The 20,544-nt window shown below is 60.9% G+C and carries 17 protein-coding genes; 12 read left to right on the forward strand and 5 right to left on the reverse strand.

Annotation, left to right across the window (positions count from 1 at the left end; translation table 11 throughout):
• Window positions 1-113 precede the first annotated feature (113 nt).
• Complete coding sequence (locus tag H3Z84_RS15930; RefSeq protein WP_199458168.1) at window positions 114-299, reverse strand: hypothetical protein; 186 nt, start codon at window positions 297-299, stop codon at window positions 114-116.
• On the opposite strand from H3Z84_RS15930, the gene aroQ reads away from it, so the two are divergent.
• The 11 genes from aroQ to H3Z84_RS15985 all read left to right on the forward strand — a co-directional run bounded on the left by aroQ (window position 289) and on the right by H3Z84_RS15985 (window position 11,930).
• Entirely contained in the window at window positions 289-729 is a 441-nt protein-coding gene (gene aroQ, locus H3Z84_RS15935) for a type II 3-dehydroquinate dehydratase (protein WP_022988365.1), read from the forward strand. The genes H3Z84_RS15930 and aroQ overlap by 11 nt on opposite strands.
• A gap of 26 nt (window positions 730-755) precedes the next feature.
• Complete coding sequence (gene accB / locus H3Z84_RS15940; protein ID WP_199458169.1) at window positions 756-1,220, forward strand: acetyl-CoA carboxylase biotin carboxyl carrier protein; 465 nt, start codon at window positions 756-758, stop codon at window positions 1,218-1,220.
• 18 nt (window positions 1,221-1,238) lie between these two features.
• The gene (gene accC, locus H3Z84_RS15945; RefSeq protein ID WP_022988367.1) at window positions 1,239-2,585 is read left to right on the forward strand and encodes an acetyl-CoA carboxylase biotin carboxylase subunit; all 1,347 of its coding nucleotides are present in this window, start codon (window positions 1,239-1,241) and stop codon (window positions 2,583-2,585) included.
• Window positions 2,586-2,587: 2 nt separating this feature from the next.
• Window positions 2,588-3,484, forward strand: a complete 897-nt coding sequence (gene prmA / locus H3Z84_RS15950) for a 50S ribosomal protein L11 methyltransferase (RefSeq protein ID WP_199458170.1) — start codon at window positions 2,588-2,590, stop codon at window positions 3,482-3,484.
• 84 nt (window positions 3,485-3,568) lie between these two features.
• The gene (locus tag H3Z84_RS15955) at window positions 3,569-4,804 is read left to right on the forward strand and encodes a DUF3426 domain-containing protein (protein WP_199458171.1); all 1,236 of its coding nucleotides are present in this window, start codon (window positions 3,569-3,571) and stop codon (window positions 4,802-4,804) included.
• Between the two features lie 211 nt (window positions 4,805-5,015).
• Window positions 5,016-6,014 carry a tRNA dihydrouridine synthase DusB gene (gene dusB, locus H3Z84_RS15960; RefSeq protein ID WP_199458172.1) on the forward strand — a complete coding sequence of 333 codons (999 nt, stop codon included), beginning with the start codon at window positions 5,016-5,018 and terminating at the stop codon, window positions 6,012-6,014.
• Window positions 6,011-6,328 carry a DNA-binding transcriptional regulator Fis gene (gene fis / locus H3Z84_RS15965; RefSeq protein WP_022988371.1) on the forward strand — a complete coding sequence of 106 codons (318 nt, stop codon included), beginning with the start codon at window positions 6,011-6,013 and terminating at the stop codon, window positions 6,326-6,328. The genes dusB and fis overlap by 4 nt, the downstream gene beginning before the upstream one ends.
• 23 nt (window positions 6,329-6,351) lie before the next feature.
• Window positions 6,352-7,932, forward strand: coding sequence for a bifunctional phosphoribosylaminoimidazolecarboxamide formyltransferase/IMP cyclohydrolase (gene purH / locus H3Z84_RS15970; RefSeq protein WP_199458173.1), 1,581 nt, complete (start codon window positions 6,352-6,354; stop codon window positions 7,930-7,932).
• Between the two features lie 22 nt (window positions 7,933-7,954).
• Window positions 7,955-9,241, forward strand: a complete 1,287-nt coding sequence (purD, locus tag H3Z84_RS15975; RefSeq protein ID WP_199458174.1) for a phosphoribosylamine--glycine ligase — start codon at window positions 7,955-7,957, stop codon at window positions 9,239-9,241.
• 104 nt (window positions 9,242-9,345) lie between these two features.
• Entirely contained in the window at window positions 9,346-10,281 is a 936-nt protein-coding gene (locus H3Z84_RS15980) for an alpha/beta fold hydrolase (protein WP_199458175.1), read from the forward strand.
• A gap of 77 nt (window positions 10,282-10,358) precedes the next feature.
• The gene (locus tag H3Z84_RS15985; protein WP_199458176.1) at window positions 10,359-11,930 is read left to right on the forward strand and encodes a cation:proton antiporter family protein; all 1,572 of its coding nucleotides are present in this window, start codon (window positions 10,359-10,361) and stop codon (window positions 11,928-11,930) included.
• Here the strand turns inward: H3Z84_RS15985 and senA are convergent.
• The 3 genes from senA to H3Z84_RS16000 form a co-directional block, all read right to left on the reverse strand.
• Complete coding sequence (gene senA / locus H3Z84_RS15990) at window positions 11,900-13,234, reverse strand: selenoneine synthase SenA (protein WP_199458177.1); 1,335 nt, start codon at window positions 13,232-13,234, stop codon at window positions 11,900-11,902. The two genes, H3Z84_RS15985 and senA, sit on opposite strands and share 31 nt — an antisense overlap.
• 294 nt (window positions 13,235-13,528) lie before the next feature.
• On the reverse strand, window positions 13,529-16,639 hold the full coding sequence (locus H3Z84_RS15995; RefSeq protein WP_199458178.1) for an efflux RND transporter permease subunit: 3,111 nt from the start codon (window positions 16,637-16,639) through the stop codon (window positions 13,529-13,531).
• Complete coding sequence (locus tag H3Z84_RS16000; protein ID WP_199458179.1) at window positions 16,639-17,811, reverse strand: efflux RND transporter periplasmic adaptor subunit; 1,173 nt, start codon at window positions 17,809-17,811, stop codon at window positions 16,639-16,641. The genes H3Z84_RS15995 and H3Z84_RS16000 overlap by 1 nt, the downstream gene beginning before the upstream one ends.
• A gap of 126 nt (window positions 17,812-17,937) precedes the next feature.
• Between H3Z84_RS16000 and H3Z84_RS16005 the strand changes: the two genes are divergently transcribed.
• Entirely contained in the window at window positions 17,938-18,537 is a 600-nt protein-coding gene (locus tag H3Z84_RS16005; RefSeq protein WP_199458180.1) for a TetR family transcriptional regulator, read from the forward strand.
• On the opposite strand, the gene H3Z84_RS16010 is transcribed toward H3Z84_RS16005, so the two are convergent.
• Complete coding sequence (locus H3Z84_RS16010) at window positions 18,538-20,376, reverse strand: SLC13 family permease (RefSeq protein ID WP_199458181.1); 1,839 nt, start codon at window positions 20,374-20,376, stop codon at window positions 18,538-18,540.
• Between the last annotated feature and the right edge of the window lie 168 nt (window positions 20,377-20,544).

The raw sequence follows: 20,544 nt of genomic DNA on the forward strand, positions 1-20,544 counted from the left end.
TCCAGGCTGGAGAATCGCTCCAGCCTCTGAACTTCCGGGCCGGGCGCCCTGCCCGGCCCATGAAACCAATGTCGAATACCCGCCCCGTCTTCCTTGGCCGACAATTGGGCCCATCAACGAAATGTCATCGCACCGCCGGTCATTGCTGTGTAAGCTTTTTGCAGGATCAATCCGGCAACAGGAAGATTGTCAAAAAGTGTTGATCCGAGGCTAACAAGCACGCACCATTCAGGTAACGTGCCGTTATCTTCGGCGATCCTGTTCAAATAACACCAAGGCAAAATTACCATGTCGACCATACTTGTGCTCCATGGCCCCAACCTCAACATGCTCGGCACCCGTGAGCCCGAGGTATATGGCTATGAGACCCTGGCCGATATCGATGACCGGTTGCGCGAGAAAGCGGCAGACAAAGGCCATCACCTCCTGCACCTGCAATCGAACGCGGAATATGAGCTGATCGAGCGGGTGCACGAAGCCCGGGCCGAAGGCGTGGATTTCATCATTATCAATCCGGCCGCCTTCACCCACACCAGCGTCGCGCTGCGTGATGCCATGCTGGCATCCGGCATTCCGTTTATTGAAGTGCATCTTTCCAACGTGCATGCGCGGGAGCCTTTCCGCCATCACTCGTACTTTTCGGATATCGCCGTAGGCGTTATCTGCGGGCTGGGCAGCCAGGGCTATGACCTGGCACTGCAGGCTGCCCTGCAACGAATTCACCGATAGACCAGTAAAACGGGACTGAAACAGTTATGGATATTCGCAAAATCAAGAAACTGATCGAGCTGCTCGAAGAGTCTGATGTCGAAGAGCTGGAGATTCACGAAGGCGACGACTCGGTACGCATTTCCCGCCGTCGCGAGCAGGCAGCTGCCGGTGGCCATTATGTAAGCCACTACGCCGCACCGCAGGCGCCCCAGGCACCGGCGCCCGTGGCTGAAGCAGCACCGGCGGAAGAAGCTGCTGCCCCGGCTGCACCGAGAGGCCATACCGTGAAGTCTCCGATGGTTGGCACCTTCTATCGTTCACCCTCACCCACGGCTGCTGCATTCGTTGAAGTGGGCCAGACCGTGAATGCTGGCGACGTGATTTGCATCGTTGAAGCCATGAAGATGATGAACCAGATCGAAGCCGACAAGGCCGGTACCATTACCGAAATCCTGGTCGAAAATGGCCAGCCGGTTGAGTTTGACCAGCCCCTGGTCGTCATTTCCTGAATTCGGTGATTGCTAACCATGGCCATGTTAGAAAAAGTTCTGATCGCAAACCGCGGTGAAATTGCCCTGCGCATTCTCCGCGCGTGCAAGGAGCTGGGCATCAAGACGGTTGCCGTGCACTCGCAGGTCGACCGCGACCTGATGCACGTGCGCCTTGCAGACGAATCTGTCTGCATTGGCCCGAACAGCCCAACAGAAAGCTACCTGAACATTCCCACCATCATCAGCGCTGCTGAGGTGACCGATTCCGTGGGCATCCACCCGGGCTACGGCTTTTTGGCAGAGAACGCCGACTTTGCCGAGCAGGTCGAGAAAAGCGGCTTCCGCTTCATCGGCCCCCGGGCGGAAACCATTCGCCTGATGGGTAACAAGGTCTCCGCCATCGAAGCCATGAAAAAGGCAGGCGTACCAACCGTACCCGGCTCCGACGGCCCGCTGACGGACGACGACGAGCGTACCCTCAAGCTGGCAAAGCAGATCGGCTACCCGGTGATGATCAAGGCCGCTTCCGGCGGTGGTGGTCGCGGCATGCAGGTGGTGCACTCTGAAGCCGCCCTGCTGAAAGCGGTGCAGATTACCCAGACCGAAGCCAAGAACGCCTTCGGCGATCCCACCGTCTATCTGGAGAAGTTCCTGGAAACACCACGCCACGTGGAAGTCCAGGTGCTGGCCGATATGCACGGTAACGTGATTCACCTGGGCGACCGGGACTGCTCCATGCAGCGCCGCAACCAGAAGGTGATCGAGGAAGCACCGGCTCCGAACATCAACCCGGAATCCCGGGAGCGCACCCTCAAGGCCTGCGTGGATGCCTGTAAGGAAATCGGTTACGTGGGTGCCGGCACCTTCGAGTTCCTGTACCAGGACGGCGAGTTCTATTTCATTGAAATGAACACCCGGGTACAGGTTGAGCATCCGGTTTCCGAGATGGTCACCGGCGTGGATATCGTGCGTGAGCAGCTGCGCATTGCCAGCGGCCTGCCGCTGCAGTACAGCCAGGACGAAATCCATATTTCCGGCCACGCCATCGAGTGCCGGATCAACGCCGAAGACCCGCAAACCTTCGTGCCCAGCCCGGGCAAGGTGAAGCACTTCCATGCTCCCGGCGGCAACGGCATCCGTGTGGATTCGCACCTGTACAGCGGCTACACCGTACCGCCGTACTACGATTCCCTGGTGGCCAAGCTGATCACCTGGGGCGACGACCGGGAAATCGCCCGCCGGCGCATGAAGAACGCGCTGGACGAAATGCTGGTCGAGGGCATCAAGACCAATCAACCCCTGCATCGAAAACTGGTACGCGATGGTGGCTTTAAACAGGTAGACTTCACCATCCACTACCTCGAGAAACTGATGCGGGATTAACCATGCCCTGGATACAACTCCAGATTCCAGCTGATCCGGATACTGCGGATCAGCTGGAGGATCTGTTAATGGAAATGGGCGCAGACGCCGTTTCCATGGAAGACGCAGCCGACCAGCCCCTGTACGAGCCCGATCCGGGCACCACTCCCCTCTGGAGCCAGACCACCGTTACCGGCCTGTTCCAGTCTGATCGCAACATCGAACAGCTGTTAGCGGATATCCGCGACGCCTGGCACCAGCAAACCCAGCAGTCCCTGGCCGAGATTGAAGTGACACTGGTGGAAGACAAGGACTGGGAACGGGCCTGGATGGATGATTTCCACCCGCTGCAGTTCGGTGAACGCCTGTGGATTGTGCCCAGCTGGCACGAAGCCCCGGATCCGGACGCCGCCAACCTGCTGCTGGACCCTGGCCTGGCCTTCGGCACCGGCACCCACCCCACCACCGCCCTGTGCCTGGAATGGCTTGACGGCCAGGATGTTGCCGGCAAACAGGTAACCGACTACGGCTGCGGCTCCGGTATCCTGGGCCTGGCTGCCCTGCTGCTGGGTGCGGACCATGTGATTGGCGTGGATACAGACCCGCAGGCCCTGGAAGCCAGCCGCGACAACGCCCGTCGTAACGGCGTGGAAGACAACCGCCTGGACCTCTACCTGCCCGGACAGGATCCCGACACCCAGGCGGACGTAATGCTGGCCAACATCCTGGCCCAGCCGCTGATTGGCCTGGCACCGAGGCTGGCCGAACTCACCAAACCCGGCGGTGACCTGGTGCTTTCCGGCATTCTGTTCAACCAGGCCCGGGAAGTGATGGATGCCTACGAACCCTGGTTCATCATGGACGAGCCGGAACAGAAAGAAGACTGGATACGCCTCACAGGACGACGCAGGGACAGATGACGGCCCAGGCGTTTATGACTAAACTGCCTGACTCGTACTGACCAAAATGCAATGACCTAGCGATCCCGCTTTCAGGACCGAAGCATGACCCAGAGCAGCCTGCAGACCCAGTGCCCCCAATGCGAAACCCGTTTCCGGGTAACCGGCGAACAGCTCGGCGTAGCCGGGGGCAAGGTCCGTTGCGGCAGCTGCATGAACGTGTTCAACGCCCTGGAGCACCGTGTCACTGAAAGCGGGACGACTGAGACGCCCCCCGAGGAAAAGCCGCAAGAACCCGCGGATGTCGGTTTTGGCGAAGACGAGTTTGTGTTTGCCGACAACCCCGAAGAAGACGCCACTGAAGGCCGCTACGCCGGCAGCAAGCTCACCTTCGATGAGGACGAGCTCAGCGACAGCTTCCGGGATGTGGATGAACCCGATGCCCCCGGCTTCCGGGACGACTCAGACGATCACGACAACCATCAGGTAGACGAAAGCTGGGCAGAAGCCATGCTTGAAGAGGTGGAGCCCGGGCAGGAAGGCAAGCCCGAAACGGAACCCGAACCTGAACGGGAACCCGAGCCAGTAAAGCCCTCCCCTGCCAAACCGGCTCCAAAGCCCGAATCCGAGCCCCTGCAGGAGCCGGAGGCACTGTCTCTGACACCTGTTGAAGCCGAACCGGAGTTCACGCCGGACCCTGCTCCGGCACAACCCCACGCCGATCATGAACCGCCCCTGACCTCCGATGACGACCGGGTGGGCGATCCTGTCACCAGCCGCCCCGCCAAACCGTTCCAGCCGGACAACCTTTACCAGGACCTGCGCCGAGACCCGGTATCCGTGGGTGGTGGCCGTGGCGGCCTGCGCACAGCCCTTTGGACACTGGTGGTACTGGTGCTGATTGGCGTTCTGGTGGCCCAGGTTACCTGGTTCCAGTTTGACCGGCTGTCTGCCACCCCCCAGTTGCGCCCGTTCTACGAGAAAGGCTGTGAACTTGCCGGCTGCCAGCTCAAGCCCCTGGTGGATGTCGACGCCATCCAGAGCCGGAAGCTGGTGGTGCGCACCGATCCGGAAAACCGGAGCCAGCTGATTGTCGATGCGGTTATCCTCAACCGGGCAGGCTTTGAACAGCCGTTCCCTGCCATCGCCCTGACCTTCTCGAACCTTAACGGCGACGTGGTTGCCCAGAGTGTGTTTTCCCCCGATGAATACCTGGCCGGCGAAGCCACCGGGCTGGATGCCATGCCGGTAGAAACTCCGGTTCGCATCGCCATCAGCATTCGCGACCCGGGCCGCGACGCGGTTAACTACAATCTGGATTTCCGGCCGGCATCCCCGTGACAGCGCCGGACAACCGCCATGCCGGCACACAGTTGACAGAGCAAAAGTCAACCAGAAAGCACGAAAAATAATCAATTTTTTCCTGCTTTCGCCCCTTCAATCGATGTGCCCCCGGCGGTATCATTACCGCCCTTCGGAGACCGGAGCGGTCAGAAATTAACCAACCGCTCCACCGAACCTTGCTTAACCCGCTGTGACACGGACTCAGATCATGCTGCCAACGGCAAAAATCGGGCCGTACACCCTGCCCAACCCGCTTATTGTTGCGCCCATGGCCGGCGTAACGGATCGCCCTTTCCGGCAGCTTTGCCGCCGAATGGGAGCTGGTCTGGCGGTATCGGAAATGGTCATAGCAGACAGCAAGCTCTGGCATACGCGCAAATCGCGCACCCGCCTGAATCATCAGGGTGAACCGGAACCCCGCTCGGTGCAGATTGCCGGCGGCGACCCTGAGATGCTGGCGGATGCCGCCCGGCAAAATGCCGAGTTTGGCGCCCAGATCATCGACATCAACATGGGCTGCCCGGCCAAGAAGGTCTGTAACAAGGCCGCCGGTTCTGCCCTGATGAAAGATGAAAAACTGGTGCGGGCAATCCTCGAGGCCGTTGTGGCCGTTGTGGATATACCGGTCACCCTAAAAATGCGCACCGGCTGGGACCGGGACAACCGCAACGCACCGGTGATCGCCCGCATGGCCGAAGACGCCGGCATCCAGGCACTGGCAGTACATGGCCGCACCCGGGCAGACAAATACAACGGAAACGCCGAATACGACACCATCGCCGCGGTAAAAGCCAGCGTGGGTATTCCGGTGTTCGCCAATGGCGACATCACCACGCCGGAAAAAGCCCGGCAGGTGCTCGCGCACACCGGCGCAAACGGCCTGCTGATTGGCCGTGGGGCACAGGGCCGGCCATGGATCTTCCGGGAGATTCTGCACTACCTGGAAACCGGCACGCACCTGGCTGAGCCACCGCTGGATGAAGTCGAGCAGATTCTGTCGGAGCACCTGGCCGAACTGCACAGCTTCTACGGCGAGAAAATGGGCGTGCGTATCGCCAGAAAGCATGTGGGCTGGTATCTGCAGTCCCATGACGAGAACAAACAGTTCCGAACACGCTTCAACGGCATCGAAGATGCGCTGGAGCAGAAAGACAGCATCGAACAGTACTTTGCAGGCTTACGAAATGGAGAGGTATTCGCAGCATGACCGCTGAGACTTTGGCAAACGACAACCTGGGCACCCCGGCCAACGATGATGTCCATCAGTTGCACACGGTAAATAATAGCGGCAACAGTGTCACCCTGCGTGACAGCGTGGAAGTGGCCCTGAAAAACTACTTCACGCAGCTGGACGGCGCACCGGTTTCTGACGTGTACCAGCTGGTGCTGTCAGAAGTGGAAGCGCCCCTGCTGGAGCAGGTAATGAAGTACACCCGCAACAACCAGACCAAGGCCTCCACCATGCTTGGCCTGAACCGCGGCACCCTGCGCAAGAAACTCAAGCAGTACGGTCTGCTTTAATCTGACAAAGGAAGGCAGTCACCATGGCAAACCAGGCAAACACCCCCGTCCGTCGCGCCCTGATCAGCGTAAGTGATAAAACCGGCATCGTCGATTTCGGCCGAGCCCTGACTGAACGCGGCGTTGAGCTGCTGTCCACCGGCGGTACCTTCCGCCTGCTTCAGGAAAACAACGTACCGGTCACCGAAGTGTCCGACTACACCGGTTTTCCCGAGATGATGGATGGCCGGGTAAAAACCCTGCACCCGAAGATTCACGGTGGCATTCTGGGCCGTCGCGGCACCGATGATGCCATCATGGGCGAACACGGCATCAACCCCATCGACATGGTGGTGGTGAACCTGTATCCGTTCGAAGAGACCGTGGCCAACCCGGACTGTGACCTGCCGACTGCCATCGAGAACATCGACATCGGCGGCCCCACCATGGTTCGCGCCGCCGCCAAGAACCACAACGATGTCGCCATCGTGGTGAACGCCTCCGACTACAGCCGGGTTCTGAAAGAGCTGGACAGCAACGACGGCCAGCTCACCTACAGCACCCGCTTCGACCTGGCAGTAAAAGCCTTCGAGCACACCGCCGGTTACGACGGTGCCATTGCCAACTACCTGGGCGGCCGCACCCCGGACAACGACAACGCCGACTTCCCCCGCACCTTCAACGCCCAGTTCGTGAAGGTTCAGGACATGCGTTACGGCGAAAACCCGCACCAGCGCGCCGCCTTCTACGCCGAGCGCAACCCGAAAGAAGCCTGCGTGGCCACCGCCAAACAGCTGCAGGGCAAGGAACTGAGCTACAACAACGTGGCCGACACCGATGCCGCCCTGGAGTGCGTGAAGCCGTTTGCCGACCCGGCCTGTGTCATCGTCAAGCACGCCAACCCCTGTGGCGTAGCCATCGGTGCCGACATCCTGCAAGCCTACGACCTGGCCTTCGCCACCGACCCGACATCCGCCTTTGGCGGCATCATTGCCTTTAACCGGGAACTGGATGCCGCGACTGCCAAGGCCATCGTGGATCGCCAGTTTGTGGAAGTCATTATTGCCCCGAGCGTGGCGCCGGAAGCGGTCGAGATTGTTGCTGCCAAGAAGAACGTACGCCTTCTGGCCTGCGGTGAATTCGGCGGCGAGCGCGCCCAGACCATGGACTACAAGCGCGTGACCGGCGGCCTGCTGGTGCAGGACCGGGATCTCGGTATGGTGGCCATGGAAGACGTAAAAGTCGTCACCGAGCGCCAGCCTACCGAACAGGAGCTGAACGACCTGCTGTTCGCCTGGGAAGTGGCCAAGTACGTGAAATCCAACGCCATCGTCTACGCCAAAGCCGGCCGCACCATCGGTGTCGGTGCCGGCCAGATGAGCCGCGTCTACAGTGCGAAGATTGCCGGCATCAAAGCAGCTGACGAAGGCCTGGAAGTAAAGGGTTCGGTGATGGCCTCCGATGCTTTCTTCCCGTTCCGCGACGGAATCGATGCCGCCGCCGCTGCCGGTATCACCGCAGTGATCCAGCCGGGCGGTTCCATGCGCGACCAGGAAGTGATCGACGCCGCCAACGAGCATGGCATTGCCATGGTCTTCACCGGCATGCGCCATTTCCGTCACTGATCAACGTATTCAGGAGCAGCACATGAACATTCTGGTTATTGGCAGTGGCGGGCGCGAACACGCCCTGGCGTGGAAAGCAGCCCAGTCTCCGCAGGCAGAAAAAGTCTTCGTGGCACCGGGTAACGCCGGTACGGCCCGGGAGCCGAACCTGGAGAACGTCGACCTGGACGTGATGGACCTGGACGGCCTGGCCAATTTTGCCGAGCAGAACAACGTCGGCCTGACCATCGTTGGCCCGGAAGCCCCGCTGGTGGCAGGCGTGGTGGACAAGTTCGAGGCTCGCGGCCTGCGCATCTTCGGCCCCAGCGCCGGTGCAGCCCAGCTGGAAGGCTCCAAGGCCTTCACCAAGGATTTCCTGGCCCGCCAGAAGATCCCGACCGCCGACTACGCCAACTTCACCGATGTAGACGAAGCCCTCGCCTACGTGCGTGAAAAAGGTGCACCGATCGTAGTCAAGGCCGATGGCCTGGCCGCCGGTAAAGGCGTGATTGTCGCCATGACCCTGGAAGAAGCCGAAGACGCTATCCGCGATATGCTCGCAGGCAATGCCTTCGGTGATGCCGGCAGCCGCGTGGTAGTGGAAGAATTCCTGGACGGCGAAGAAGCCTCGTTCATCGTGATGGTCGACGGCAAGAACGTGCTGGCCATGGCCACCTCCCAGGACCACAAGCGTGTGGGCGACGGCGACACCGGCCCCAACACCGGCGGCATGGGTGCCTATTCTCCGGCCCCGGTGGTCACTGCGGATGTGCACCAGCGCATCATGGACGAGGTGATCTACCCCACCGTCAACGGCATGGCCGCCGAAGGTCACCCCTACAAGGGATTCCTGTACGCCGGCCTGATGATCGATGCCAACGGTGCGCCGAAGGTAATCGAGTTCAACTGCCGCTTCGGCGATCCGGAAACCCAGCCGATCATGCTGCGCATGAAGTCTGACATGGTTGAGCTGTGCCAGGCGGCCGTGGACGGCAAGCTGGACCAGTGCGACTCCGAGTGGGACGACCGCGCCTCTGTGGGCATCGTGCTGGCTGCCGGCGGCTACCCTGCCGACTACAGCAAGGGTGACGTCATCTCTGGCCTGCCGGAAAGTGAAACCGAAGGCGAGAAGGTGTTCCACGCCGGCACCAAGCTTAACGGCGACGACGTTGTCACCGCCGGCGGCCGCGTACTCTGCGCCACTGCCCTCGGCAGCACCGTGACCGAAGCCCAGCAACGGGCCTATGAGCTGGCGAAGAAAATCAGCTGGAACGGCATGTTCTACCGTAAAGACATTGCCTACCGGGCCATTGCCCGGGAGCAAGGCTGAGTTTCAGGCTCTGCCCGTTAAAGCTGTCAGCCCGGTCATTGACCGGGCTTTTTTATGGGTTAGTGTTAGGCCATCAACCCCGAAACCATGAAAAGGAGTTCACTGTGCCCCGTAACGCACTCAACCTTGTCCTGTTGCTTGCCACCACCCTTCTGATCAGCGCCTGCTCGAAACAGGGCATCTACGACAGCGCCATCGGCTGGGAACGTTCCAGCGCCGGGCTGGAAACCGAACAGGTCGCAGTCGGGGAACTGGATATCACCTATCTGCGCAGCAAAGAGCGAGTCGACGGCGACACCGTGGTTCTGATTCACGGCTTTGGTGCCAACAAGGACAACTGGACCCGGCTGGCGAAGGAATTCAAAGGCGAGTTCAACATCTACGCCTTCGACCTGCCCGGCCATGGCGACAGCAGCAAGCCCATGGACATCGGCTACCGCTTTGAAGACCAGGTGGGCTACCTGAACCAGGCGCTGGCAAAGCTGGGCGTGGAGCGGTTCCACATGATGGGCAACTCCATGGGCGGCGCCATCACCGCTCTCTATTCCGCAACCCATCCCGACCAGGTACAAACGGCGGTGCTGTTTGACCCGGCAGGCATCTTCGAATACGAGAGCGAACTGGTCGACCTGGTACTGGAAGGCGACAACCCGCTGATTCCGAAGCAAGAAGGTGACTTCGACAAGCTGCTGGATTTCGCCCTGGAGAAACGCCCGTTTGTACCCTGGCCGATTTTCGACGTGATGGAAGAAAAGGCCATCGCCAACCGGGAAGTCAACGAAGTCATCTTTGCCGCCATCCGCGACACCGGCTTCGAGCCGGATTTCCGCAATGCCATCACCAACATCCGGGCGCCGGTCCTGGTGGTCTGGGGCAAGCTGGACCGGGTGATCGACTACCGCAACGCCGATGTCTTCGTAGAAGCCATCCCCGATGCCCGCAAAGCCATTCTGGATGACATCGGCCACGCTCCGATGGTGGAAGCCCCGGAGCAATCCGCAGAGCTGTTTCGTGAGTTCCTCGCGGAATCACAGCCCTGAAACCATCCGCTACTACAGCTGAACGCAAAAAACAGGTAGGCTTCAGGGCGTTGTAATCATCTGTCAGAAGATTCGCCATGCCTGAAGCCATCTGGATCAGTTTCGCCTTTGTTACCGGCCTGCTTGTTAAAGGCATCGGCCTGCCGCCACTCGTCGGTTACCTGGCCGCGGGCTTTGTGCTCAGCGGCCTGGCCGCCAACACCAGCATTACCGCTGAGCCCACCGATGTGCTGGCTCACATCGCCCACCTGGGCGTTCTTCTGCTGCTGTTTACCGTTGGCCTGAAACTTAAGCTGCGCTCCATTGTCAGCCCGGAAGTGATCGGTGGCAGCCTGCTGCACTTTGCCATCACCTGCGTGGTGTTTGCCCCCGGCCTCTACCTGCTGTTTGACCTGGACTGGACCACCGCCCTGATGCTGGCGATTGCCCTGTCCTTTTCCAGCACCGTGCTGGCGGCCAAAGTACTCGAAAGCAAGCGGGAACTGCGGGCGTTCCACGGTAGAGTAGCCATCGGCATATTGATCATGCAGGACCTGATCGCCCTGGTGGTGATGAGCCTGGCCGCCGGCAAAACCCCTTCCGAGTGGGCGCTGATTGTCTTTGGCCTGCCCCTGCTACGGCCCCTGCTCTACAAACTGCTGGATGCCAGCGGCCATGACGAACTGCTGGTGCTGCTGGGATTACTGCTGGCCCTGGTGGTCGGTGGCCTGGGCTTCGAGGCGGTGGGCCTGAGTTCGGAACTGGGCGCCCTGGTGTTCGGTGCCATGCTGGCCAACCACCCCCGCTCCCAGGAACTGGCCAAGTCCCTGTGGAGCGTGAAGGAAATCTTCCTGGTGGGTTTCTTCCTGCAGATCGGTATTGGCGGCCTGCCAGACCAGCAGGCCCTGATCTTTGCAGTCGTCGCCGCCCTGTTGTTGCCGCTCAAAGGCACACTGTTCTACTTCCTGCTGCTGGGCTTCCGCCTGCGTGCCCGCAGCAGTTTCCTGACCTCCCTGTCGCTGACCAACTACAGCGAATTCGGCCTGATTGTCGCCAGCATCGCCCTGCCTGAATGGCTGATTCCGCTGGCCATTACCGTGTCGCTGTCCTTCGTGATCTCCGCACCCCTGAACCGGTTTGCCCACAGCCTGTTCGAAAAGCTGGCACCACGCATCGTCCGCTTCGAGAGCAAGAAACGACACCCGGACGAACAGCCGATTTCCCTGGGCGATACCCGCGTACTGGTGATGGGTATGGGCCGCACCGGCACCGCCACGTACGACTGGCTTCAACCCCACGAACCCAAAATCATGGGCCTGGACTCCGACCCGGCGAAAATGGAAAAGCACCAGCAGGAAGGCCGGAACGTGGTCTTTGCCGATGCCGAAGACAACACCTTCTGGCAGGGCCTGCATATGCCTGCGCTGCAGTCGGTGGTGCTGGCGATGAATGATATTGAAGGCAAGCTCATCGCCGCCCGGATGCTGCGCAAGCTCGGTTTTGAAGGCTATATCGTGGCCCACACCATGTACGCCGACGAAGCCGAGAAAATCCGCATCGCCGGCGCAGACGAAGCCTACCTCACCATGAGCGAGACCGGCGTAGCCCTCGCCAGCCACCTCATGGACAAATCAGGGCTTCAGACCGCGCAGGTGCGGAACCCGGTATAAACATCACCGCGGAACGGCAGGTACGCCTGCCGGTAAGTGCCACGAACCAGGTTGGATGACGTGGCACAACTGCCCCCCTTGGTCACCTTGTGAGTGGCAAACTGCAGGGTCGACATGAACGGATACATATCCATCTTGAAGCCGTCATAAGGCAGGAACTCGTTGCTGGTCCACTCCCAGACCGAGCCAATCATCTGCCGGCAGCCAAACGGACTGTCCCCTGACGGATAATCCGACACCGGATTACGGGCCATGGACCGGCCGTCCATATCCGCCCGCGAGGCATCTGGCACGTCATTGCCCCAGGGATACCGACGGAAAGGCTCACCGGGCTTGTTACCCAGCGCCGCCACCTCCCACTCATACTCCGTCGGCAACCGCCGCCCGGCCCATGTGCAGAACGCCTCCGCCTCCCAATACGTCACATGGGTAACCGGCGCATCCGGCTCCAGCGGCAACCAACGGTCAAACACCCGCTCCTGCCACTGCCCCTCATGCCAGCGCCAATACAGCGGATGCCGTGGCACCGCCATCCGGGGCTCCGCAACCCCGTGCACCAGCGCCACATCCACTTCAGTCTCCAGCCACTTCCGGCCCCCGAACGACCAAAGCTCAGGGCGCTTATAGCCATCGTCCTCAACAAACGCCTGAAACTCCCGGTTACTCACCAGGGTACGACTGATCGCAAACGCCGGCAGCTCCACCTCAAAACGTGGTTTTTCGGCATCAAACGCAAAGTCCTCGGTCGCATACTGTTCAGACTCACCCGGCATCCCGATCACCCAACGCCCGGCCGGAATCTGCGCATCACCGCTCACCGGCTCGCCCGGAGCCGGCCGGTCGCCCTTGTAATCCACCGGCGCCGGATAACCCACCGTCTGCCGGCACCAGATCAGCGACTCGATGTGCATGTTCTGGTGATAAATGGCGTAGCGGTAGAGATACAGCTCTTTATCGGTCAGTTCCCGACCCTTGATGCGTTCGGCAACTCGGTCGTAGATGGTGTTGAAATACTTGAGAGTTTCTTCCCGGCCCGGAAACAGATCCCGACTCCAACGGTCTTTGTGATCGACATGGAAAGAGTCCCACAGGTCATCCATGGAAGGATCATAGCTGGGCGTGCCGTCCAGCAGGTTAAAGACAAAGACCTCGTAGAAGAACGCTGAGTGGCCCATTTCCCAGAGCGGTGGATTCACGCCCGGGTGATACGGAACATCCAGTTTCTCTTCGGGCAAAGTAACAATCAGCTGTTCTGTCCGGCTGCGAGCCAGCTCAAGTTCAGCCAGGAGCGCTTTCTTGTTCATGTTTAGACCTAATATCCCCTAGCCTGAAACCTCGGTGCAGGAGCAAGTTCGGAGAGGCTTTCCAAAAACCGCTCCTGGCGGCACATCCATGTGTCGCTTCTGTTCCGCCATCCCTGGCTCCACAAATTTTTGGAAAGCCTCTCCGAACTCGCTCTTCATACGCCATGAATAAACGAGAGTACCAAACAAAAAACCGCCGCCGGTAGTCACCGACGGCGGTTTTCAGATTATAACTACGATAGCCTGCCCCGGTTCAGCTCACTCAAAGCCGCAACGAACAGGCTAACGCGGCAATCATGCGGCTTTGCGCTTACGCCGCCAGTCCGCCAGATCCTCGATAAGCTTGTAGAACAAGGGCACGAAGAACAGCGCCAGGGTACTGGCCGCCAGCATGCCGCCGACCACTACCGTACCGATTTCCTGGCGGGAAACCGCACCCGCACCGGAGCTGAACGCCAGCGGCAGGGAGCCCACGATGAACGTCAGCGCCGTCATCATGATCGCCCGGAAACGCTGACGGGCTGCCGCGCTGGCTGCCTCAAACGAACTCATGCCGGCTTTGCGGTTCTGGGCTGCGAACTCCACAATCAGGATCGCGTTCTTGGCCGCCAGGCCAATCAGCACCAGCAGGCCCACCTGGAAGTAGATATCGTTCGGGAAACCGCGCCACAACGACGCCAGGGCCGCCCCGAACACACCAAAGGGAACAGCGGTGGCCACCGCCACCGGCAGGCCCCAGCGCTCGTACTGGGCCGCCAGGATCAGGAACACCAGCAACAGGCCCATGCCGAAGGCCAGGGTGCCGGAATCGGCAGAATCCTGCAGCTGGTAGGCCTCGCCGGTCCAGCCCAGCAGGGTGTTGCGGTCAAATTGCTCCGCCGCCACTTCCTGCAATGCCGTCAGGGCTTCACCGGTGGTGTGGCCCGGGGTCGGGTCAGCCAACAGCTTGGCCGCCGGATACACGTTAAACCGGTTGAGGATATCCGGGCCACTGGTGCGTTCCAGCTCCACCAGCGAACTCAGCGGAATCATCTCGCCATAGTTGGAACGCACGAACACCTTGCGCAGGTCATCCGGGTGGCTCCGGAACTCACCTTCGGACTGCAGGTTAACCTGCCAGTTACGGCCCTGCAGGGTAAAGTCGTTCACGTACAGACCACCGAAGGTGCTCTGCATGGTGGTGAAGATCTGGTCGATGGGCACACCGGCGGCCTGGGCTTTTTCCCGGTCCACGTTGGCCTTGAACCGGGGGATGCCGGTATCCAGGGTAACCCGCACGTTGGTCAGCTCCGGCCGGGCATTGGCGGCCTGGGTGAAGCCGTCGGCCATGGCCTTGATTTCAGCCGGGGTACGGCCGCCGCGGGCCTGGATGTAACCTTCCACACCACCGGTGGTAGACAAGCCCTGAATGGGTGGCGGGGTAAAGGCAATCACGAAGGCTTCCGGCATGCCGAAGCCAATACCCATCACCTTCTTGGCAATGTCAGCCGCCGCCTGGCCTTCGCCTTCCCGTTCCGCCCAGTCTTCCAGGGTCACAAACGCCACACCGCTGTTGGTGCGCAGGGCGCTGGAGATGATGTCAAAACCGGCGAAGGCGACCACGTCTTTCACTTCCGGCATGGCTATCATCTTCTGCACCAGCTCGTCCCGGGTCTGCTCGGTCCGGCTCAGGGAGGAGGTGGGCGGCAGTGAATAGGCAGTCAGCACAAAGCCCTGGTCTTCCTGAGGCACCAGCCCGGAGGGCATCGCCTTCATCAGGAAGACCGTACCGCCCAGCATGGCGGCAAACAGCAGTACGCCGACAACCGCGTGCCTTAACAGCCAGTCCACCACGGCAGAGAAGCCGGCGGTGAGCTTGTCGAAGCCGGCATCAAACCAGCGGAACACCGTCAGCTGCTTGCCCTCATGGCCCAGCAACAGGGCACACATGGCCGGAGTCAGGGTCAGCGCCACGATACCCGAGATCACCACCGACACCGCAATCGTTATCGCAAACTGCCGGTACAGCTCGCCACTCAGGCCACCCAGGAAGGCCACCGGCGCGAATACCGCCACCAGCACCAGGGTTGACGACACTACCGCCCCGGAAACCTGGCCGATGGTAGCCACGGCGGCGTTGTAGGCCGACATGCCCTCTTCCTTCATCAGGCGCTCGGCGTTTTCCATGATGATGATGGCGTTATCCACCACCACCCCGATGGCCAGTATCAACCCGAACAGGGTCAGCAGGTTGACCGAGAAGCCCAGCGCCTGCATGCCCGCAAAGGTGCCGACAAGCGAGACCGGAATGGCAATCAGCGGGATCAGGGTCGCGTTGATATGCTGCAGGAACAGGAAGGTCACCAGCACCACCAGCAACACCGCCACAATGAGGGTATTGATCACCTCCTGGATGGAAATGTCGATAAAGCGGGTGGTGTCGTAGGGAACGCTGTATTCCAGCCCCGCCGGGAAACGGTCAGCAATTTCCTTCATCGCTTCGTCTACCGCCTCGGCGGCGTCCAGGGCGTTGGCACCGGGCTGCAGGTAAACCCCCATGGGTACGGTAGCGCCACCGTTATAGACCGCAGCAAAGTCGTAGTTCTGGGCACCCAGCTCAATGCGGGCAACATCCTTCAGGCGCAGGGAGGCACCCTGCTCGTCACTGCGCAGGATCACTTCTCCGAATTCTTCCGGGCTGGCCAGCCGGCCGGGCGCAGACACACTGAAGGTGAAAGCCTGGCCTTCCGGGGCCGGTTCGGCACCGATACGACCGGCGGCAAACTGGGCGTTCTGGCCGCGCAGGGAGTTGGCCACATCACCGGGGGTCAGTTCGTACTGGGCCAGCTTGTCGGGCCGCAGCCAGATCCGCATGGAATAGTCCTGGGCACCGAACAATGAGGCATCACCAATACCCGGAAGGCGCACCAGCTCGTCCAGCACGTTCAGCAGGGCATAGTTGGAGATTTCCACCACATCCATGGAGTTGTCCGGAGAGGACAGGGTGATCACCTGCAGGATGGAGGTGGAACGGGCTTCCACCTTCAGGCCCTGGTCCCGCACCGACTGGGGCAGCCGTGCCAATGCCTGCTGCACCCGGTTGTTGACGTTGATGGTGGCCTGGTCCGGATCGGTGCCGATTTCAAAAGACACGGTTACCCGGAAGCTGCCGGAGTCGGTGGCGCTGGATTCCAGGTAGATCATGTCGTCCACGCCGTTGATCTCCTGCTCCAGTGGGGCCACCACGGAATCGGCGATAACATCGGCACTGGCGCCGGGGAAGCGGCCGTCGACCACCACCTGGGGTGGCACCACGTTGGGGTACTGTTCCACCGGCAGGCCAAGCAGTGCCAGGGCACCACCCAGGGTAATAATAATGGAGACGACCGTCGCGAAAATCGGGCGGTCTATGAAGGTGCGTAGCATCAGTCAGTCCCCTCCCCGTCTTCGGCATTGGTCACATTCACCTGTGCGCCGTCGCGGAGGTTGGTCAGGCCACTGACAATAAAGCGGTCACCGGCTTCCAGCCCTTCAAGCAAAATCTGCCGGCCCTGGGATACCGGGCCAAGCTCAACCGCCTTTGCGCGAGCCTTGCCTTCGTCATCCACCACATACACCACCGGGCCTTGCGGGCCCTGGGCGACCGCTTTTTCCGGCACCGTGATGATGTCGTCAAACGACTGCAACTCCACCCTTACCCGGACAAACTGGCCAGGCACAACCATCTGCTCCGGGTTCGGGAACACGGCCCGGGCCGACACCGAACCGGTGCGCGGGTCGAGGGTCGAGGCGGTGAAGTCGATGCGGCCATCCAGCGGGTATTCGCTGCCGTCCGCCAGCACCAGGCGGGCGTTCACGTTCTGCTCTTCACCGGCACTGGCCATGCCTTCACGGGCAACCCGGCGGATGGTGGCGTCGTTTTCCGGCAGCGCGAAGCGCACATGAATCGGGTCCAGCTGCACGATGGTGGTCAGCAGGGTGCCTGTATCAATCAGGCTGCCTTCCGGGAAGTCTTCCAGGCTGGTAACCCCGCTGATCGGTGCAGTCACCTCGGTATAGCCCACGTCCAGCTCGGCCTGGGTCATGCCGGCATTCGCCACGGCCATATTGGCCTGGGCCAGTTCCAGGGCAGACTGCGCCGAGTCACGGTCGCGCTCACTAACCGCATTACGCTCGTAAAGCGAGGAAATCCGGTTCCACTCCCGCTCGGCCTGGCGCAGATTGGCTTCCGCTACCTGGCGCTGGGCTCGGGCACGCTGAAGCGCCGCCTCGGCCGGCTTGCGATCAATCCGGAACAGGGCATCGCCCTCACTCACCATCTGCCCTTCGTCGTACAGGCGCTGCTCCAGAATACCGCTGATCCGGGCGCGCACTTCGACTTCCCGGGCACCACGGGCACGGCCAGCGTAGTCCTGGCGCACACTGGCGTCTGTCAGTTCAGCGGTTTCCACCACCACGGCTGCCGGTGGCATGCCGCCCCCACCCTGCTGTGCCGGCTGATCGTCGTTACTGCAGCCCGCCAGCACTAACAGGGCAGACAAACCTGCAAGGATCAGCCCGTTACGGGCCAACGGTCGATGAGAGCTTTCGAAGGGCATGTGCGTTCTCCTGAACACCGGATCGGAAAAATTAAGAGCGCGATAACATACATTCATTCGTGTATGTATGTAAACTGTTCTCGTTTATACTCCTTTGCCAAACACACAGACCACCACACGAGAACCATGGCACGAAAAACAAAAGCAGAAGCGGAAGCCACCCGGGAAGCCATCATGGACTGCGCCGAGCAGGTGTTCATGGACAAGGGCGTAGCCCGCGCCTCACTGGAAGAAATCGCCCGGGAAGCCGGCGTTACCCGGGGCGCCATTTACTGGCACTTCCGCAACAAGCAGGACATCCTTCATGCCATGCTCGAGCGGGTACGGGCACCACTGGGTGAAATGATAGACGATGCCAGCCGGGGCGGGCACAGCGTGGAGAACCTGAAAGAACTGTGTGTCGTGGCCCTGCGCAAACTGGCGGAAGATGCCCGGTACTTCCGGGTGTATTACATTCTGTTCCACCGGAATGAATCCGACCAGGCCCTGAACAAGCACCGGGAACTGGCAGATGAAGGCCTGGCCTTTGTCAGCAGCATTTTCAGTATCCCGGAAATCCGCAAGCAACTGCGCCCGGGCCTCACCCCGGAGCAGGCAGCCTACCTGCTCCACACCCAGATGCTGGGCCTGTTCTTTGACTGGCTGGCGACACCGGAACGCTGGCGCCTGGCCGAAATCGCTCCGGTGCTGGTCGATAGCTTTTTCAAAGGCCTGTTACAGGACTGATCAGTTCCATACCCACAGAATCATCGGCACTGCGGTGACCGTCACCACCGCAGAGAGTGGCAAACCCAGCCGCCAGTAATCCCCGAAACGGTAACCACCCGGCTCCATGACCAGGGCATTGGACTGATGCCCGATAGGCGTCAGGAAGGCACAGGAGGTACCCACCGCCACTGCCATCAGGGCAGCATCCGGCGACAAACCAAGCTGGGCCGAGATACCGAGGGCAATGGGTGCCACCAACACTGCCGCCGCCGCATTGTTAACCACGTTAGACAGCAGCATGGAACCCACCAGGATAATCGTGAGTGCCACCCAGGGTGCCTGCCCGGCGGCCACATCCAGGATCTGGCCGGCAATGAGCGCGGCACCTCCGGTGCTTTCCAGGGCCTGCCCCACCGGGATCATCGCCGCCAACAACACAATCACCGACCAGTCGATGGCCCGGTAGGCTTCTGATGTATCCAGCAAGCGGGTAAGCACCATGGCCACGGCACAGGCCACCAGGGCCACCGGTGGTGTCAGCCAGCCGGACAGGATGAGGGCAATCGCTGCCAGGAACAGCCCGCCAGCCAGCCAGAGATTGCTCTGCCGCCCCAGACTCAACTCCCTTTCCGCCAGTGGCAGGCAACCCAGCTGCTGCAGGGTGCCCATCAGGGTGTCTTGGTAGCCCTGAACCAGCAGGATGTCCCCGGAACGAAAACGGATATCGGCCAGGCGCTTTTTCAGGCGATGCCCCTGCCGGGCAACCGCCACCACGTTCAAACCGTACCGCTCCCGCAGGTTCAGCCGGTTGGTGGTGCGGCCCACCAGCTGCGACGAAGGCGTGATAATGGCCTCGGTCAGGCGAACGTCACCGGTAGCAATCTGCGTTTCCGCGGACTCACCGGCAGGTCTCGCCTTGCCAGGGTCTTCCGCCGCCTGTTCGTCCGAATCTTCGCTTTCCTCTTCCCCGACCACATTGGCGAGGGCGAGCCCGGTGAAATCCACAAACTCCTGCAGGCTTTCCGTATCCGCCTCAACCAGCAGCAGATCCCCTTCCCGCAACACGCTGTAGGTGGACGGTGCCGGAGAGGTTTTGTCACCCCGGATCAGGGCCAGCACCACCACACTCTTGTCGCCCTCTCCGGCTGTCAGCAGGTTGTGCAAGGTACTACCGGCATAGTCGGAACCCTCAGGCACCCGCAGTTCGGTCACGTAGTCCCCCACACTGAACAGCTTGTCGCCGGCAGCAGGATCGTCCCGCTTCGGCGTCAGGCGCCAGCCTATCAGCCCGATAAACAGGATACCGGCCACAGTGATGGCCAGGCCCACCGGGGCGAAATCCACCAGGCCGAACGAACCTGCCTCCCGGTAGCTGGCAATGATGATGTTCGGCGGTGTACCGATCAGGGTGATGGTGCCACCCAGCAGTGAGCCGAACGCCAGGGGCATAAGCAGCAAGGAGGGGGACCGGCCGGATTTACGGGACATCCAGATAGCCACCGGCATCAAGAGCGCAAGGGCCCCTACGTTGTTGATAAACGCAGAGCACAGGGCCACAACCAACGTCAGGGTAATCACCTGCAACACGGCGTTACGGCCTACCTTGCCGAGCAGCCGTGCCACGGCATCGACCACCCCGCCGTTGACCAGCCCCTGACTGATAACCAGCACCGCCGCCACGGTAATCACCGCCGGGTGACCGAAGCCTGCGAACAACTGGTCAGACGGCACCAGCCCGGCCATAGCCACTGCCAGCAAGGCCAGCATGGACACCACATCAAAGCGCAGCCGGTTCCAGACAAACAGCCCGAGGGTGATGCCGAGCACCAGAAACACAATCCATTGGTCAGACAACATCAAATCACTGCTCCACTTCGATGTCCGTGTCGACAATATTTACAAACCGGACGGGCAGGTTAAGGGGCCATACCGGCAAGCCTCTGAAACACGGGAAGGCTCCAGAACTGGTTCGAAAACTGCTTGTAACCTGCTCGAGGATTCAGCCGCCCTGAACCCGGGCAGGCC

The organism is Marinobacter sp. bablab_jr003 (genome assembly GCF_016464245.1).
Lineage (GTDB): Bacteria > Pseudomonadota > Gammaproteobacteria > Pseudomonadales > Oleiphilaceae > Marinobacter > Marinobacter vinifirmus.

Excerpts from the sequence above, each read along its gene's own strand:
- aroQ (WP_022988365.1), top strand. The coding sequence starts at position 289 with ATGTCGACCATACTTGTGCTCCATGGCCCCAACCTCAACATGCTCGGC.
- H3Z84_RS15930 (WP_199458168.1), bottom strand. The coding sequence starts at position 299 with ATGGTCGACATGGTAATTTTGCCTTGGTGTTATTTGAACAGGATCGCC.
- accB (WP_199458169.1), top strand. The coding sequence starts at position 756 with ATGGATATTCGCAAAATCAAGAAACTGATCGAGCTGCTCGAAGAGTCT.
- accC (WP_022988367.1), top strand. The coding sequence starts at position 1,239 with ATGGCCATGTTAGAAAAAGTTCTGATCGCAAACCGCGGTGAAATTGCC.
- prmA (WP_199458170.1), top strand. The coding sequence starts at position 2,588 with ATGCCCTGGATACAACTCCAGATTCCAGCTGATCCGGATACTGCGGAT.
- H3Z84_RS15955 (WP_199458171.1), top strand. The coding sequence starts at position 3,569 with ATGACCCAGAGCAGCCTGCAGACCCAGTGCCCCCAATGCGAAACCCGT.
- dusB (WP_199458172.1), top strand. The coding sequence starts at position 5,016 with ATGCTGCCAACGGCAAAAATCGGGCCGTACACCCTGCCCAACCCGCTT.
- fis (WP_022988371.1), top strand. The coding sequence starts at position 6,011 with ATGACCGCTGAGACTTTGGCAAACGACAACCTGGGCACCCCGGCCAAC.
- purH (WP_199458173.1), top strand. The coding sequence starts at position 6,352 with ATGGCAAACCAGGCAAACACCCCCGTCCGTCGCGCCCTGATCAGCGTA.
- purD (WP_199458174.1), top strand. The coding sequence starts at position 7,955 with ATGAACATTCTGGTTATTGGCAGTGGCGGGCGCGAACACGCCCTGGCG.
- H3Z84_RS15985 (WP_199458176.1), top strand. The coding sequence starts at position 10,359 with ATGCCTGAAGCCATCTGGATCAGTTTCGCCTTTGTTACCGGCCTGCTT.
- senA (WP_199458177.1), bottom strand. The coding sequence starts at position 13,234 with ATGAACAAGAAAGCGCTCCTGGCTGAACTTGAGCTGGCTCGCAGCCGG.
- H3Z84_RS15995 (WP_199458178.1), bottom strand. The coding sequence starts at position 16,639 with ATGCTACGCACCTTCATAGACCGCCCGATTTTCGCGACGGTCGTCTCC.
- H3Z84_RS16000 (WP_199458179.1), bottom strand. The coding sequence starts at position 17,811 with ATGCCCTTCGAAAGCTCTCATCGACCGTTGGCCCGTAACGGGCTGATC.
- H3Z84_RS16005 (WP_199458180.1), top strand. The coding sequence starts at position 17,938 with ATGGCACGAAAAACAAAAGCAGAAGCGGAAGCCACCCGGGAAGCCATC.
- H3Z84_RS16010 (WP_199458181.1), bottom strand. The coding sequence starts at position 20,376 with ATGTTGTCTGACCAATGGATTGTGTTTCTGGTGCTCGGCATCACCCTC.